Source organism: Iodobacter fluviatilis (assembly GCF_900451195.1).
In the GTDB taxonomy this organism is placed as follows: domain Bacteria; phylum Pseudomonadota; class Gammaproteobacteria; order Burkholderiales; family Chitinibacteraceae; genus Iodobacter; species Iodobacter fluviatilis.
In genome coordinates this window covers 3280618-3296209 of sequence record NZ_UGHR01000001.1, presented here as the reverse complement: position 1 = coordinate 3296209, position 15592 = coordinate 3280618, and the positions used below count along the sequence as shown (strand labels likewise).

Annotated in this window: 19 protein-coding genes; 11 read left to right on the top strand and 8 right to left on the bottom strand. The window is 47.1% G+C overall.

The features are described 5' to 3' along the window. Positions 1–33: 33 nt before the first annotated feature. The gene (locus DYD62_RS15115) at positions 34–714 is read right to left on the bottom strand and encodes a heavy metal response regulator transcription factor (RefSeq protein ID WP_115228130.1); all 681 of its coding nucleotides are present in this window, start codon (positions 712–714) and stop codon (positions 34–36) included. A 303-nt stretch (positions 715–1017) separates the two neighbouring features. Then, positions 1018–1539, bottom strand: coding sequence for a hypothetical protein (locus tag DYD62_RS15110; protein ID WP_115228129.1), 522 nt, complete (start codon positions 1537–1539; stop codon positions 1018–1020). A gap of 584 nt (positions 1540–2123) precedes the next feature. Here DYD62_RS15110 and DYD62_RS15100 point away from each other — a divergent pair. The 8 genes from DYD62_RS15100 (at position 2124) to DYD62_RS15065 (ending at position 8679) form a co-directional block, all read left to right on the top strand. Beyond that, positions 2124–3557, top strand: a complete 1434-nt coding sequence (locus tag DYD62_RS15100; RefSeq protein ID WP_115228128.1) for a TolC family protein — start codon at positions 2124–2126, stop codon at positions 3555–3557. A gap of 26 nt (positions 3558–3583) precedes the next feature. Then, a complete protein-coding gene (locus tag DYD62_RS15095) occupies positions 3584–4987 on the top strand; it encodes a multicopper oxidase domain-containing protein (protein WP_115228127.1) in 1404 nt (467 codons plus the stop codon). 24 nt (positions 4988–5011) lie between these two features. Then, positions 5012–5482 carry a cupredoxin domain-containing protein gene (locus tag DYD62_RS15090; protein ID WP_115228126.1) on the top strand — a complete coding sequence of 157 codons (471 nt, stop codon included), beginning with the start codon at positions 5012–5014 and terminating at the stop codon, positions 5480–5482. Positions 5483–5507: 25 nt separating this feature from the next. Beyond that, positions 5508–5801 carry a copper-binding protein gene (locus DYD62_RS15085; RefSeq protein ID WP_115228125.1) on the top strand — a complete coding sequence of 98 codons (294 nt, stop codon included), beginning with the start codon at positions 5508–5510 and terminating at the stop codon, positions 5799–5801. Between the two features lie 183 nt (positions 5802–5984). Further along, positions 5985–6254 carry a metal-sensing transcriptional repressor gene (locus DYD62_RS15080; protein ID WP_115228124.1) on the top strand — a complete coding sequence of 90 codons (270 nt, stop codon included), beginning with the start codon at positions 5985–5987 and terminating at the stop codon, positions 6252–6254. Positions 6255–6263: 9 nt separating this feature from the next. Beyond that, the gene (locus DYD62_RS15075) at positions 6264–7370 is read left to right on the top strand and encodes a nickel/cobalt efflux protein RcnA (protein ID WP_115228123.1); all 1107 of its coding nucleotides are present in this window, start codon (positions 6264–6266) and stop codon (positions 7368–7370) included. A 50-nt stretch (positions 7371–7420) separates the two neighbouring features. Then, positions 7421–7924, top strand: a complete 504-nt coding sequence (locus tag DYD62_RS15070) for a YchJ family protein (RefSeq protein ID WP_115228122.1) — start codon at positions 7421–7423, stop codon at positions 7922–7924. Then, positions 7924–8679 carry a YkgJ family cysteine cluster protein gene (locus DYD62_RS15065; RefSeq protein WP_115228121.1) on the top strand — a complete coding sequence of 252 codons (756 nt, stop codon included), beginning with the start codon at positions 7924–7926 and terminating at the stop codon, positions 8677–8679. Before DYD62_RS15070 ends, DYD62_RS15065 begins: the two co-directional genes overlap by 1 nt. 236 nt (positions 8680–8915) lie before the next feature. Here the strand turns inward: DYD62_RS15065 and DYD62_RS23665 are convergent, their stop codons facing one another. Continuing rightward, entirely contained in the window at positions 8916–9089 is a 174-nt protein-coding gene (locus DYD62_RS23665; RefSeq protein WP_165928791.1) for a hypothetical protein, read from the bottom strand. Between the two features lie 601 nt (positions 9090–9690). On the opposite strand from DYD62_RS23665, the gene DYD62_RS15060 reads away from it, so the two are divergent. Next, on the top strand, positions 9691–10038 hold the full coding sequence (locus DYD62_RS15060; RefSeq protein WP_115228120.1) for a hypothetical protein: 348 nt from the start codon (positions 9691–9693) through the stop codon (positions 10036–10038). A gap of 228 nt (positions 10039–10266) precedes the next feature. Here DYD62_RS15060 and DYD62_RS15055 read toward each other — a convergent pair whose 3' ends face one another. Continuing rightward, the gene (locus DYD62_RS15055; RefSeq protein WP_115228119.1) at positions 10267–10536 is read right to left on the bottom strand and encodes a hypothetical protein; all 270 of its coding nucleotides are present in this window, start codon (positions 10534–10536) and stop codon (positions 10267–10269) included. A gap of 558 nt (positions 10537–11094) precedes the next feature. On the opposite strand from DYD62_RS15055, the gene DYD62_RS15045 reads away from it, so the two are divergent. Beyond that, a complete protein-coding gene (locus DYD62_RS15045) occupies positions 11095–11427 on the top strand; it encodes a hypothetical protein (RefSeq protein WP_115228117.1) in 333 nt (110 codons plus the stop codon). A gap of 471 nt (positions 11428–11898) precedes the next feature. Here DYD62_RS15045 and DYD62_RS15040 read toward each other — a convergent pair whose 3' ends face one another. From DYD62_RS15040 to tnpA, 4 genes are all read right to left on the bottom strand, one after another. After that, the gene (locus tag DYD62_RS15040; RefSeq protein ID WP_165928792.1) at positions 11899–12417 is read right to left on the bottom strand and encodes a protein-tyrosine phosphatase family protein; all 519 of its coding nucleotides are present in this window, start codon (positions 12415–12417) and stop codon (positions 11899–11901) included. A 434-nt stretch (positions 12418–12851) separates the two neighbouring features. Continuing rightward, positions 12852–14375, bottom strand: coding sequence for an IS66 family transposase (gene tnpC / locus DYD62_RS15035; RefSeq protein WP_115228115.1), 1524 nt, complete (start codon positions 14373–14375; stop codon positions 12852–12854). 59 nt (positions 14376–14434) lie between these two features. Next, the gene (gene tnpB / locus DYD62_RS15030; RefSeq protein WP_233702921.1) at positions 14435–14827 is read right to left on the bottom strand and encodes an IS66 family insertion sequence element accessory protein TnpB; all 393 of its coding nucleotides are present in this window, start codon (positions 14825–14827) and stop codon (positions 14435–14437) included. Continuing rightward, positions 14770–15168 carry an IS66-like element accessory protein TnpA gene (gene tnpA, locus DYD62_RS24435; RefSeq protein WP_165928812.1) on the bottom strand — a complete coding sequence of 133 codons (399 nt, stop codon included), beginning with the start codon at positions 15166–15168 and terminating at the stop codon, positions 14770–14772. Before tnpA ends, tnpB begins: the two co-directional genes overlap by 58 nt. Before the next feature lie 109 nt (positions 15169–15277). Between tnpA and DYD62_RS15020 the strand changes: the two genes are divergently transcribed. Next, positions 15278–15463: a hypothetical protein gene (locus DYD62_RS15020; RefSeq protein ID WP_207916791.1), complete on the top strand. Its 186-nt coding sequence runs from the start codon at positions 15278–15280 to the stop codon at positions 15461–15463. Positions 15464–15592: the final 129 nt, after the last annotated feature.

Here is a 15592-nt window from a genome sequence, read left to right as displayed (position 1 = left end):
ATCTCGCCTGAGAAAGCTCACTGAGCACGGCGATCATTCTTCATTCCTTACTTCAAAAACATAGCCCACACCACGCACGGTGTGAATGAGCTTGGGGCTAAAGCCATCGTCTACTTTGCCTCTTAAACGGCGAATGGCTACATCCACAATATTGGTGTCGGTATCAAAATTAACGTCCCAAACATTGGAAGCAATCAGCGTGCGGGTCAGCACTTCGCCATGGCGGCGCATCAGCAAATGCAGCAGGGCAAACTCGCGGGCAGTCAGGTCGATCTGGTGTTGATTACGGTAGGCTTTATGTTTAACAGGATCTAGCTCTAGCCCTGCCAGTTGCAAAGTCTCGATGGGGCTCACTTTATTATTTCTTTTAAGCAGTACTTTAATGCGAGCTAACAGCTCAGGAAAGGCAAAGGGCTTAGGGAGGTAATCATCCGCACCCGATTCTAGCCCGCGCACCCGATCATCAATCCGGCTACGTGCAGTGAGCATGAGGACTGGAGTTTGCTTGCTGCGCCGCAGGCCATCAAGCACACCCCAACCATCGAGTAGAGGCAGCATCACATCCAAAACAATTAAATCAAACTCTTCTTCTAGCGCTTTATGTAAGCCATCAATGCCATTGCTGGCGATATCAATGGCATAGCCGCTCTCACTTAAGCCCTGTTTTAAATACGCGGCCGTTTTGCTTTCATCTTCGACAATCAGAATGCGCACGTTTATTTTCCATTTATTGCTTAAATAATATTTCAAATATTGGCCTAATTTTAATTAAGCGTAAATTTTTAGTAGTTCAAAAATATGAAGAGTAAGCCAAAGAGGTTTTCCGTAAAGCTTGATTTGTAAAATATTTATGTGTTTTTTCCTTTAAGTCATGACATTTTTTAACTTAGCATTTGACGAGCGTAGTCAACCAAATAGTTGACTACGCGTTGTTTTTTTATATTTGCATGTGATTATATTACTTTTAAAAACTGAGCACCCTCGAGCACTGAGCACCCTCAAGTAAGGCCAAGCTGGCTATTTATTAAGTTCAGGCTCTATACGAATATCAACCATTCCCCCTACGATTGCCCCATCACGCTGTACATAGGCAACATGAACCTTACTTATCGCATAGGTACTAAACTTCCAGCCAAAAAACTGATTTTTGCCTGGATAAACTTGCACAGCATGGAAGTCATTTATAGCAACTTCCGAGTTAGCTGCATATAGGCGTGAGAACTCATAAATACTAGCTTCATCCCCAACAACAAAAGCGACGGTGTCTTGTAAGCCATTTACAAGCTCAAATCTGACGCTGTCGTGTGCAAATACATTGTAATTTTTATTATCTAAAGAGCCATCAGCACGGAGCTCTATCCGAATCCGCTTATCGGTATATGTGATATCCGCAGGGTTGCCAAAACTAACATCACTATTATTACGTGCCTGTTGGCTTCCTGAATGGGAGTGCTTGTACCGATGATCTTCCGCTTGAACAATGCCAGAACTAAGAGCGCAGACAAGGATAGTAAGCATAAATATTGGTTTCCGTTTCATAATCAATTCCTTTGCTAGTACTGTGAGCACTAACAAAAGCAGCAACTCTGCCCTGTTCGCTCTCTGCTATTTTGCTTGATAGAAATGGTCAAAAAGCTGACTGGCACGTTACATTTTTGTCATCATTTAAAAAACTTACATAAAATATAATTTTTAACTTCACAAGGAAATATGGGTGGATCACTGAAGTAAGCTAATTCTATTTATTTTTTAAAATGACAAATTTGTAATGTTTGGGTCATCTTTGCAATGGGTATGGCGTGCCTATACTTCTGGCTTAGTCAGTTTAACCAACCATTGGGTCGAGGCAGCCATGAAACCATGCATATCCCTGTTTTTTATTAGTGTGCTTTTGACGACTGCAGCGGCCCAATCGGATGAAACCAGCCCCCCAGCCCCTCTCACTCGCTTGGAGTATCACTCGGTGCTTACTCAATATCAGCCATATCGAGAACAGGTGCTTATTCCCTGGCGTGAATCAAATGATATGGTCGCCAAAATAGGTGGTTGGCGCATGTATGCCAAAGAGGCAAGGCAAGCTTCTGCGCCTCAGGCTCAACCCGAGGCAAGTCATGGAGCTGCTCATGAGTGAACTATTTCGGGGGTCGAGAATGAGGCTTATCGTCCTTAGCCTGTCTGTTCTGGGATTAACAGCGTGTGCCAGTGTCGATTTTGATCGCTCGCTCGCACAAAGTAATCAAACGGCCGTCTCTTTTACCCAAGGCAAGCTGGCGCTGGCGACGACGACAGCACAGCGCACTGAAATGGACAAAGCGGCGACGGATTTATTGCAAAAGCCATTAGACCAAAATAGTGCTGTTCATTTGGCCTTGCTCAATAGCCCCAACGTACAAGCGATGTTGGCGCAAAACTGGGCCGATGCTGCAAGCGCCGCGCAATCTGGACGTATCACTAATCCGCTATTCACTTTTGAGCGAGTCACCCTAGGCAGCGAGCTTGAACTGGGCCGTTTATTGTCTTTTGGCTTACTGGATTTGCTCACCTTGCCACAGCGCTACGATATAGCGCAGCGTCGTATCGGGCAGGCTCAGCTGCAACTGAGCTTAGATACGATTGAGCAAGTGACTCAGATACGTCAAGTGTGGGTAAAGGCGGTTGCAGCGCAGCAGAGCTTGGCATATGCCAAGCAAGTTTTTGATACAGCAGAAGCCAGTGCCGAACTCGCCCGGCGATTATTAGCAGTAGGTAATTACAGTCGTTTAGCCCATGCAAAACAGCAAATTTTTTATGCTGAGTCTGCTACGCAATGGGCTGCTGCACAACATTCAGCCCTTGCTAGCCGTGAAGAGTTAGTTCGGGTGCTTGGTTTAAATGATGCCCAAGCGGCTCAACTCCAATTGCCCAATAAATTACCCGACCTCCCTAAGAGCCCTCGTAGTGCAGAAGAAATTAGTCAGCTGGCCAGTAAAGAACGGCTAGATATCAAACTAGCCAAGGCCACATTTGATGCTTCAGCAAAGGCGCAGGGGCTGAATGGACTGACCAGCTTAATTGATATCGAGTTAGGCGTACGCCATGACACTGTCTTTGATAATGCAGAAGGGACAAAAAAGAATCGCAAGGGATATGAAATTGCGCTGCGTTTACCGCTATTTGACTGGGGCGGTGGCCAACGCGATGCCATGAATGCCCAAACATTAGTGGCGGCCAATCGCTTGGAAGCCACTGTGCGGGCAGCGGGTTCAAATTTACGCAGCAGTTATTCCGCCTATCGAACGGCCTACGATATGAGCCGTCACTACCGGGATGAAGTGCTGCCTTTACGAAAAGTCATCGCAGAAGAAAATACCCTGCGTTACAACGGCATGCTGATCAGTGTCTTTGAGTTATTAGCAGATTCTCGTGAGCAAATTAGCAGTGTTATTTCAGCCATCACGGCAGAGCAGCAGTTCTGGCTTAGTGATGCGGCTTTACAAGCTGAACTGATGGGCAAGCCCAGTGCATCAATGATCAGCTCAGTGACAGCGGGAAGTGCCAGTGCAGATGCAGGGCATTAAGCTCATTCATTAAAAAGGCAGCAGTGATGAATTCAAGACGAGATTTTTTAAGAACGGCCGGTATGGCCGGTGCAGTGATTGCCGCCAGTGTGAGTAAAGTGGCGATGGCGGCCTTGCCGGAGCCGGTTAGCCAAACTTTGCCGGACACCATGCCGCCCTTAGTTCCAGAAAACGGCCGCCCTTATAACCCGGTAGTTACTTTAAATGGCTGGACCCTGCCTTGGCGTATGAATCAGGGCGTGAAAGAGTTTCACCTAGTTGCCGAGCCGGTCGTTAGGGAAATGGCCCCCGGTTTTAAGGCGCATCTATGGGGATACAACGGCCAATCGCCCGGCCCAACTATTGAAGTGGTTGAGGGTGATCGGGTGCGTATTTTTGTAACCAATAAGCTCCCCGAGCACACCAGCGTGCACTGGCACGGCCAACGCCTGCCTAATGGCATGGATGGCGTTTCGGGCTTGAATCAGAAAGCGATTCAGCCTGGAAAAACCTTTGTTTATGAATTTGTGGCACGAAGGCCTGGCACATTTATGTATCACCCCCATGCCGACGAAATGACGCAAATGGCGATGGGCATGATGGGCTTTTGGATTACCCACCCTAAAACCAAGCATCCACTCATTGCAGAAGTCGATCGGGATTTCGTGTTTTTGCTGAATGCCTACGATATCGACCCCGGCAGCTACACGCCAAAAATCATGACCATGAATGATTTTAATTTGTGGTCTTGGAATAGCCGCATTTTCCCAGGCATTGATTCTTTAAATGTGCGCTTAAACGACAAGGTACGCATCCGTATCGGCAACTTAACCATGACTAATCACCCCATTCATCTGCATGGGCACGAGTTTATGGTGACCGGTACCGATGGCGGCCCCACGCCCAAAAGCACGCGCTGGCCGGAAGTCACCACCGATGTGGCGGTAGGGCAAATGCGGCAGATCGAGTTTTTGGCTGATGAAGAAGGCGATTGGGCCTTTCATTGCCATAAGAGCCATCACACCATGAACGCCATGGGCCACGATTTGCCGACCATGATCGGCGTAGAGCACCGAGGACTCGCCAAGAAAATCACCGAGCTGATTCCCGACTATATGGTGATGGGCGAGCGCGGCATGGCCGATATGACCGAAATGGAAATGCCGATACCTGACAACACCGTGCCCATGATGACCGGCGAAGGACCTTTTGGCTCGGTTGAAATGGGCGGCATGTTTAGCATGCTGAAAGTCAGGCGTGATCAAAAAGCGGGCGATTACAAAAACCCTGGCTGGTACAAGCATCCTGCAGGCACGGTGGCTTATGAATATCAAGGCCCGCTCGCCGAGCCAGCCCGCTTTAAAGCCGAGGGCAACGCCAGCATGCCACGTAAGCAGAAAACCGCAGTAGAAGTACAAGTCCGTAAACCTAAAGGCCAATCTGGCCATTAATGATAAATAGCCCCTGGAGATACCATGAAAACTATTCCTTTACTCGCAATCACGACCCTGTTTCTTTCTTCTTTGACCTTTGCCAGCGGCGATCATGCCGGTGGCCACGGTGACAATATTGGTAAGCCCGGTGTTGCCAGTAAAGTCACACGCACGATCACCGTTGAAATGGCCGATACCATGCGTTTTAGCCCAGAGAATATTGAAGTTAAACAAGGGGAAACAGTCCGTTTTGCTGTAAAAAATACGGGCAAAGTGAAACATGAATTTATTCTTAATTCTGAGAAAGAAATCAAAGAGCATCTCTTAGAGATGAAAAAGCACCCAGAAATGGAGCATGACGAACCGAATATGCTGTCTTTAGCAGCAGGTAAAAGTGGTGAAGTGATTTGGCAATTCACTCAGCTTGGCAAAATCAACTTTTCTTGCCTGAGCCCTGGCCATTATGAGGCGGGTATGAAAGGCTTTGTTACCGTAAAAACAGCCACAAAATAAACGATTCAATACTGGAGTTTAGATCATGAAAAGCACACGATTAATCGCCCTCCTAGCAATGGCTTTTGCTTTAAATACATCTTTTGCGAATAGCGATGACCTTAGCGATGGCGAAATCAAGAAAATCGACAAATCTTCCGGAAAAATCACGCTCAAGCATGGAGAACTTAAAAATCTGGATATGCCTGGCATGACCATGGTTTTCACTGCCAAAAACCTGACTCAGCTGGAGCCTTTGCAAGCAGGTGATAAGGTGAAATTTAAAGCGGTTAGTGAGAATGGCAAGTTGCTTGTTACAGAGATTCAAGTGGCTAAATAATCAGCCTACTGTTGCAAAAGTATTTAGAGAACAATCACAGCGTAAGTTGAATGACTTTCTTCTTGGGAAATGGGGTTCAATTTACGCTGGCTACCTATGCCTCATAAGTGGCCGGTTAAAAATAGATTGCCGTCTTTTCGCTTCCCCTTTATCCTACCCTGCAGGATAGGATAAGGTAAAAACATGAGCATTCACGCATCACACCCCGACATCATCAAGCGTCTCAAACGCGCCCACGGCCACCTTGCCAGCGTGATTACCATGCTTGAGCAAGAGCGAAGCTGCTTAGATGTTGCCCAACAACTCCAAGCTGTCGAAAGCGCCGTAGGCAATGCAAAAAAGATACTTGTGCATGATCACATCGACCATTGCCTTGAGCATGTTGTACGCGATGGCATACAGAGTATGGACGACACTATTCGTGAATTTAAAGCCATTACCAAGTATTTATAAGGACGCATCATGCTAGATTTTTCAACCTTGCTGCAGCAAGGCAACGCTTGGCTCTTTATTCCCAGTGCTATTTTACTGGGCGCTTTACATGGGCTGGAACCGGGCCACTCCAAAACCATGATGGCGGCTTTTATCGTGGCCGTGCGCGGCACACTCACACAAGCTGTTCTGCTGGGCTTGGCCGCTACGCTATCTCATACCGCTGTAGTCTGGGCGATTGCGATGGGGGGAATGTACTTTGGCCAGCGCTGGAGTGCCGAGACCAGCGAGCCTTATTTGCAACTGGCTTCAGCGGTGCTGATTATTGCGACGGCACTGTGGATGATGTGGCGAACCTGGCAGCAACAGCGTGCAGCACATGAGTACGACGACCATGATCACCAGCATGACGAAGTAAAACATATCGATACTGGCCATTGTGTAGTGCGCTTGGAAGTGTTTGAAGAGGGTGTGCCACCGCGCTTTCGCCTGTATCGCCATAGCCCGAACGGCCAAAACTGGCATGCTGGTCAAGTGAATATCGAGACCGAACGCCCAGATGGCAGTAAGCAAGCTTTTAGTTTTGTGCAACGTGATGGCTTTGTTGAATCAGAGCAAGAAATCCCTGAACCACATCAATTTGTAGCTCGCTTACGTTTAGGTCATGAACATCATAGCCATGATTATGATGTAGAGTTTACTGAGCATCATCACCATGCGATCCCAGATTACGAGCAACTGGATGTGTCCGCTCCGGGCTATCAAGACCCGCATGAACTGGCTCATGCCAACGATATCCGTCGCCGCTTTGCAAATCGTGAAGTCACAACGGGGCAAATCGTCATGTTTGGCCTAACAGGAGGATTGATCCCTTGCCCCGCTTCGGTCACTGTGCTTTTACTCTGCCTGCAACTTAAGAAAATTGCACTTGGTGCAACGCTGGTTTTAGGCTTTAGTATTGGCCTTGCCTTAACCTTGGTGCTCTCAGGTGTAGTTGCCGCCTTAAGCGTGAAACATGTTTCAAAACGCTGGAGCGGATTTGGTGAGTTTGCCCGTAAAGCGCCGTATTTTTCTGGTGGGCTGATTCTGCTTGTCGGCTTATATGTTGGCTACCATGGCTGGGTTGGATTACATTAAGCAATTATTTTTCTTTTATTACTCGTAATATTTTTGAAAAGAGATTCTCTATGACCCAGTGTCCTTGTGGCTCCAAACAAAACTTCTCTGAATGTTGTGGTCCCATTATTGCAGGTACACCGGCAGTGACGGCCGAGGCTTTAATGCGATCACGGTATACGGCGTTTGTTCAAGGCTCGCTGGATCATATTGAGCGTACTCATGCGCCTGAGGTACGGGCCGATTTCAATCGTGCAGAAGCAGAAAGGCTATCTGAAGAATGTGAGTGGCGGCGTTTAGATATTCGTCGGGCGATAGAAACAGGAGATACAGCACAAGTTGAGTTTGTTATTCGCTTTAAACGAGATCAGCAAGAGATGATTCAGGCTGAGTTGGCCAGCTTTCGCCGCGAAGATGGCCAATGGTTCTATATCAGTGGAGAGCTTAATCCTAAAGAGCCACAGCGCCATGTGACTAAAGTGGGCCGTAATGATCCATGTCATTGTGGATCAGGTAAAAAAGCCAAAAAGTGCTGCGGAACGACGACCGTCATCGATATAGATGAGCAGGACTGATGGCTAAAAATTTCCTATGCACAGCATGTGGCAAGTGCTGCTATGGGCAATTACCTTTAACGATCGCGGATGCTTTTCTGCATGCAGACCGCTTTCCTTTAGCGATGATCTGGACGCCTTTGCGAGAAGGAAGCAAGGATTACCCGATGGTCTCCCGCTTAGGCACCACCATTAAGCTGGCTAATCGCAAAGAGTTAGCTGTGCTGATTGTCCCAAGCTCCTACATCCCTTCCTCTTTTGCATGCCCGGCTTTGGGACAAGACAATCTCTGCAGTATTCATGCGAACAAACCATCTCGCTGTCGCACTATGCCGTTTTACCCTTACCGTGAAGAACAATATCAAGCTGAGCTATTAACACCTCGACCTGGCTGGGAATGCGATACATCAGAAGCAGCCCCCGTGGTCTTTCATGAAAAGAAAATCATCATGCGTGAAGATTTTGATCAGGAGCGACAAGTCTTGTTGCAACAAGCTCCTTTAATACGCGTCTATGCTGATTATATTTTAAAATATATGCCCTTGATTGTTGATAGCTTGGTTCAAGCCTCCGCTAAAGCGAAAGCTGGCCAAGTCGTAACCAGCTTATCTTCATTTTTAACGGCGACCAGAAATACTGAAGCCAAGCAGATTGCTCGGCAACAACTGCCAATATTAAATTATTTTGTGATAAAAACGGCAGGGCAAAAAGACCTAGCTGAGTACCACAAGAATTATGTGGCTTGGGCAAAAGAAATGACTTACTTGTCAAAGTGAATCGACGTATTGCTGGTCTTTGAATTAAGTAGCGACTGAGCCTCTTGCAAAACTGTATAAAATTTAAGCGCCAGATCTACATGTAGTTAATTTTACAAAATAAAGCACACTATATTGTGTTGCAACTGGCAAAAAAAATACTTTTGCAAGAGCCTCGACTGTAAAAAAATTCCTCTAATGCCATATAAAAAAACCGGCAAACAGATATTTTGCCGGTTTAAGCTGGATGCTGAATGTTAGGCATAAGTATCAATTGTATTCCCTTTACCCACTTCTTTAGGTTGTTCACGAGCTCCTTCCGTACGCTCCACTGTAGAGATAGGGTTGAGTGCTGTTGTAGGCTCTAGCCTAGGGGCTGGCTTCGCTGCCGTTTGTAATAATGAGAAATGCTCAATATTTCTGATGTCCATTATCTTTGCCCTGTTCTTTAAAAGCGCTCACGAAGCGGCTTCAACCTTAGCATTTTCTATCTCAAGATAAGGCCATAACATCAGCATTGAGCAGGCGGTTTTGTGCAACCACGATGCTGATCAGAGGCATTGTGGCCGGGGCTTGCCATCACACTTCCTGTAAAGGCTAATGCCATGATTAATACGATAACTTTCAGCATGATATGTATTCCTTTCATAATTAAAGTGAATTGCTACACATATTAACTATGTGTGCCATATGGAGTGTAGAAGATCTTCATTAACAATTAGATTGCCATTGAATGACAAATTTGAAATCTTATTCTTAATAAGAATTACGTGCTTTATTTTAAAATAGTAAAGGGTGAGTTCGTATCTTGATATTTATATTAAAAAATACTATCAAATGACAAAATTGTAACGTGGCGGCAACGCTACAGTTGGGATCACTTTTATAGACTAGAGGTAAGCATTTGATTGATGTGATGCGGCATTGATCGATAAGTGCTGGTCATGGTGAGCGAGATTGCAAACGCCCAAAAACGCGCTCTCTCACAAGGCTATTTTTGCATATCTCTTTCTACATAAAGGAATTTTGATTATGAAAACCAATTTTGTGCTTGCTTTGATGATTGCAGCGGTGATGTCTGCTTCTGCTTCTGCTAAAGATGGCAACCGGGGTGAAGGGGCTTCCTTAACAAGCGCCGCTACCGAACAAAAAACCACGTCCATGGTTACTGAAGAGAAGCAGAGTTCCTCGCCGTCTTCACATCACGCGATGAGCGAAGCAACACCTTTTGGTGGTTGGAATGAACACCATAAACAGCAGGCTAGTAATGATGTAAATAAAATGGAAAACACCAGCACGAGTTACGAAGCTTCGCCCGTTCATCATGCTCGCAGCCAAAATATCCCTTTTGGTGGTTGGGCTAAACATCATCAGCAATAAATAGGTGTGGTTATCATTACGGTGGGGGCTTAAAAATTACAGAGATTTAAAAGGTCACCTTAGTGTGTTTATCCGTTTCTATGCTCGCACCAAGGTGCTACTGGCTTTATTAATATGAGCGGAACAATGATAGGTTTGCCTGCTGAGGTTAGAATCTCGCCGCGTGGTAAGAACGATCGTGATGATGCAAAGATAAGGGGGAATAACATTGTATTCCCCCTTAAATAATTAGACGTTAATCGTATGCGTCCAGTGAGGACGCCAACTCTTTGCTAAGTATGAAACTAGATTTTTATCACCAACAAACTGTAGTCTTCCACTTGATTGAAATGCCAAAGCAGATTGATCAACTTTTAGCCCAGACTGACGAGCCGAGTTTGTTAGCTGGGCTAAAAGCGCACTATTATTTCCAGTCGTTGATTTTGCATCAAACACGGCAAAATCAATCCAACCACCATTTGTTGCTTGCACTCTTAAATGGGCCAAATTGATATTCATTTTTTACCTCCACGTGCTTGCGCAAGTGCACTTGCTGCGGCTGATTTTGAGGTTGCGCTGGTTCGACCATCTCTTAAAACTTTGGATGCAGCAGTTGCGGCTGCTGCGGATGTCTGTTTCTGTGGTGTGTGCGCTTGAGAAAGTGCACTTGCTGCGGCTGTACGCGAATTTGCGCCTGTAGAACCGTTATTCAACGTTTTAGAAGCTGCCGTTGCAGCTTTACTTCCGGTTGTCTTTAAATTAGACATTGTTAGATCTCATCGTTGATGTGGGTATACACGCCTTTCATCACCGCCTATTGAGAATGATCCTTATCAGAGGTATGCTTGCAGTCCCCACTGAAGCGATCTAATTCAGATTGTTCTCAAGCAGTTTAAGAAACTCCCGAGGCCGACGTCATGTCGGCCTTTGGTTTTTGCGTGGTTTCTAAACAAAAACACAAGATGTAGTGTTTTTTATTAGCTAACGACACTAATGCTAGCAGGTTGCTTGATGTTTGTTAACAGCTGAATTAAACACCCGCTACAATGGTGCCAAATTTGGCCTATTTCAAAAAAAATGACTCCTGAACAAGAATCTCAGCACTTAAAACAAGCCTCTAATGAGGAGTTGTGTGCATATTTAGCTGCAAAAATTCGGCGGAGTCGTAAATTACGCAAAGAGTCACAAGTACAATTTGCTGCACGAGCTGGCATTGCATTAAGAACCTATAAACGGCTTGAAACATACGGCCAAGGGCATCTAGAAACATTTCTGAAAGCTCTCAGCGCTTTAGATCGCTGTCACTATTTAAATCTTCTATTCCCATTTGATCAGCCAAAACCACGAATTTTGTCACTTGAAGAGCGCTTAGAAGCGATGAGAAAACGGAGCAGTGAATCCAATAATTAAGGACATCACCTGTCGGTAGTTTCTAATTGCAGTACAAAGCCCTCCTAACGACGTCCTATATCTGGGGCGTTTCAGAAAGCCTGAGTCACACCGAAATAGTAGTGATCATATTTGGAGAATCTTTACCAGTAAGCTAACGAAGCTGAAGACGTGCAATGATGTCACCACTACGCATATTCAAGTAGCAGAGCAGGAAGGGACGACGCTTGAATATGCATAAGCGTTGTAGGGGGCGCATGTGTCTGCTGTGGATCCAAATAACTTAATAAGACAATAAGTGGCAGAAGTGAACATCTATTTCTGAGTACTTCCGTGGATTAAAATACCCGACCAAAGTGCGGGATTATTCTAACCGGTGCACTGGCTCACCCTGCCCGGAGCATGGTAGCAATTCATCAGGCTCTACTCATAACAATCGCGGCTTGGGCCATATATGTGATTACTGTGGCCTAGTAAAGCAGTTGAGACGCACTAATTGCTAGCCCAATCTAAAATCCATTGGCGTTGCTCTTGTGTTTCAGGAGCGATTGGATGACGATGTATTTTATCGACTGACGACCATAGTTGCTGTAAATGAATGAGCGCTTCTTGCCCTGACATCCCCCTTTCAATTAAGTAGCAGCCCACTACGGTGCCTGTTCGCCCAACTCCACCCCAGCAATGAACATAAACACAATGTCCTTGCCCGATTGCATGATGAATCGAATCCAGAATATTTTGCATCAGCAGTTTGTTGCCAGGAACTGATTTATCCGGAATTGCAAAGCGTATATATCCAATGGGCAGTCCATTTAAGGCGAGCTCAGGCAGCAAATTATCGTACCGAGAAAGCTCTCCTTCTTGCGTTAAATCCACAAAAAAACTCACTCCAGCATTTAGATATTTTTGCAATTTTTGCTGGGATGTTTTGAGGTCTTGATCACGTGGATATTCACCCGCTAGCAATTGTCCTGCTGCTACCCAATAACAATTTTGATTAGGGCATTCCATTTCAAACTCCTGACTCAAACAGTTTAAGGAATGATCAAGTATCGAGAGATGATCTGTGAACATGACATTTGCCATGCCCAATGCGTGATTAATCTAAATCCACACGGTTGCTAAGGCATCATCTCCGGCAGAACAGCTCCACGCAGCCATGACAAAATAGTAACCATCTCACTTGATCAAAAACACAAGGCAAGTCCATTGTACTACCGCTCCACCATCACAAGAATTGATGGGTAGCGCTACGTTTCTACAGCAAAAGGTACATAATTTGTTCTTACATTTAATTTAGAAACCTATTTTTTGCGTAAAGATAAAATGGCATGGCTGCCATTTAGAATATTAATTAAAGTACTCACCTTGATAAGAAGTTGCCCTGAAGTGGCATTTTCAGTATGCGTCCAGCGTGTCCACCTAGTCGATCGCGTCGATTTGGATTAGCCGCGCAGCGGCAGTAATTCATCAATTCGGCTATTGGGCCAGGTGGGCAGTTTTTCCAAGGTAGCCTTCAGCCATTGCGATGGCTCTATCCCGTTGAGCTTGGCTGTGGCAAACAAACTTTGGATCGCTGCTGCGCGTTTGCCTGCACGTTCGCTACCGGCAAATAACCAATTCTTCTTGCCAATCGCAATGGGGCGGATGGCGTTCTCGATGGGATTGTTGTCAATCGGCAGATCGCCCGTTTCGGCATAATGAATCAAAGCAGGCCAACGGCGTAGCGTGTAGTCAATGGCTTTGGCCAAGCCGCCACCATTGGCCACATTAGGGCGCAGTTTCAGTAGCCAATCATGCAAAGATTGCAGTTCGGACTGACTGTTTAGGGCGCGGCTTTGTGCGCGTTGGTCTGCGGTTTGATCTTTGGCCTGTTCTTCGATGGCGTACAGGCGCGCAATACGTTGCAAGGCTTCTGCCGCCACCGGATGTCCGCCCGCAGCATGCAGCTCGAAGAATTTACGTCGAGCGTGTGCCCAGCAGCCGAGTTCTCGCACGCCATTGGCGAACAAAGCTTTGTAGCCACTGTAATCATCAACCATTAGCGTGCCGCGCCAATGCTGCAAATAATGGGCGGCGTGTTGCCCACTACGGCTGATTTGATAGTCAAACACCACCATCGGTGGGCTGCCGCTCAAATCATTGCTGCGATACGCCCATAAATAGGCGCGTTTGGTTTTGCCTTTACCGGGATCCAGCTGCTGCACCGGGGTTTCGTCCGCATGCAGGCTGGTTTGCTGGCGCAGTTTCTCACTCAGGCGGTCTGCGAGTGGTTGCAACGCCACTCCAATCCGGCCGATCCATTCACTCAAGGTGCTACGCGCCAGAATGACTTGTTGGCGCGCAGCAATTTGTTCGACGCGATACAGTGGTAAGTGATCGAGGTATTTGCTCACCGCCACCCAGGCTAATAAGCCCGGCGTCGCCATTCCACCGTCAATCACCGCGGGTGGAACTGGTGCTGCAGTGATGGTTTCGCACTGGCGGCAGGCATATTGCGGGCGGATGTGGCGCACCACAAAGAAACGGGCTGGTTCGATGTCCAGCTGTTCGCTCACGTCTTCGCCGATCTTAACCAATTTGGCTTGGCATTGCCCGCAAGTGCATTGCTCGGGTTCGTGCCGAACCTCGACGCGCTCCAGATGTTCGGGCAGTGGCTGACGACCCGCTCGTGGGCGTGGTTTTAGGCGGGAAACGGGGGCATCGTTGCTGGCTGGCGTTTCATCCAGCTCAGCGGTGATGGCGGCCAGATCCTGATCCGCATCATCTTCAAACAGTTGCTTTTGCTCGACCGACAGGGCTTCGCTCTTGGTGCCAAAGCGGATGCGCTTTAAATGCGCCAGTTCTATGACCAGCTTCTGGTTCTTTAGCTCCAGAGATTGAATGTGCTGATCACGAGTTGCAAGTTGCGCCTGCAGCTGCGCCACCAAAGCCTGAGCCTCCGCCAGCGAGGGCGAATTTGTAGCCATAGAGGGATGATTGGGCGCGAGTGTCATACCCTTATTTTACTGGGCTCGAGCGATACCAGCTAGACCTGCCAATGACTTGGCGGCGTAGCGCACAAACGTTGCCAATCCACACCGCTGACGAGCCAATGCCATTGTTCTCTGGGCATTGTAAAAGTAGCCTCACCCAAAGTCGGCCAGTGGAAACGCCCAGAGTGTAAACGGCGCTGGCAGAGCCAGACGCCATTGCCATCCCAGATTAATAACTTCAGTCGCGAATGGGATCGATTGGTAAACCCATAGGCAGTGCCATCACAGGGTGAGCGCCCCAGCGTTTGTTGCACCAGCAATGACAGACGTTCGATACTCCAGCGCATATCGATGGGCGTGATCAGCAAGAAGACCTGTTCGGGGTGAATCATCGCAACAAAGCCTGAATTAAAGCCAGACAGGCTTGCGCCTGATCGGCGGGCCATTCAACGCTTAAATCGCGTTGACCTTGGCGAAGGTGCAAACGAATTGGTGCAGATGCTGGAGTTGGCGTATCAGCGATTTGGATCGGTATGAAGGTCAATGCTGGTGAGGCTGGAGATACGTCACGAGAATTCGTTAACGACGAAGACTCTGGATCTGTACTGCGGCGCGCATCGGCCAACCATTTATGCACGATGTTATCGTTGAGGTCATATTGGCGCGCGATGGCTGCGACTGAAACACCGGGTTGGTGACAAGCCGCCAGCACAGCGGACTTAAACTCGGGGCTGTGCTTGCGACGAGACCTGCGGGGTGTTGATTGAAGTGGGAGTATAGCGTCCATGTGTCCACCTAAGTTTATCGTGGACACGATCATCCCAAGGAACGATAACGCTATTCAACGTGGGTCGGCTGGATGCTTACCATTTTCATTTGGAGTAAGGACAATGGTAATGGCTAAAAGGTGGTGCACTACAATTCAAGACGCTGGTGATGGTAGCGGCGATGGCATATTGCTCTTTCCTGATGGCTTATTGGAAGAAATGGGGTGGGTAGAGGGAGATGTTCTCGATTGCCAATTTCAGGACGATGGTTCAGTGCAATTGCAAGAAATAGTGCCACCTTGCTCAAAAAAATAAAGGCACCTTTATTTGGCAACCTACTTCAACTGGACCAAGGGATAATTTTTAAAACATCTGCTCTAATATCCGTGCCATTCAGAAACCTCATCCTTTTTCTGTGCCTTGCTGTGGGGGCTTTTAATCTGT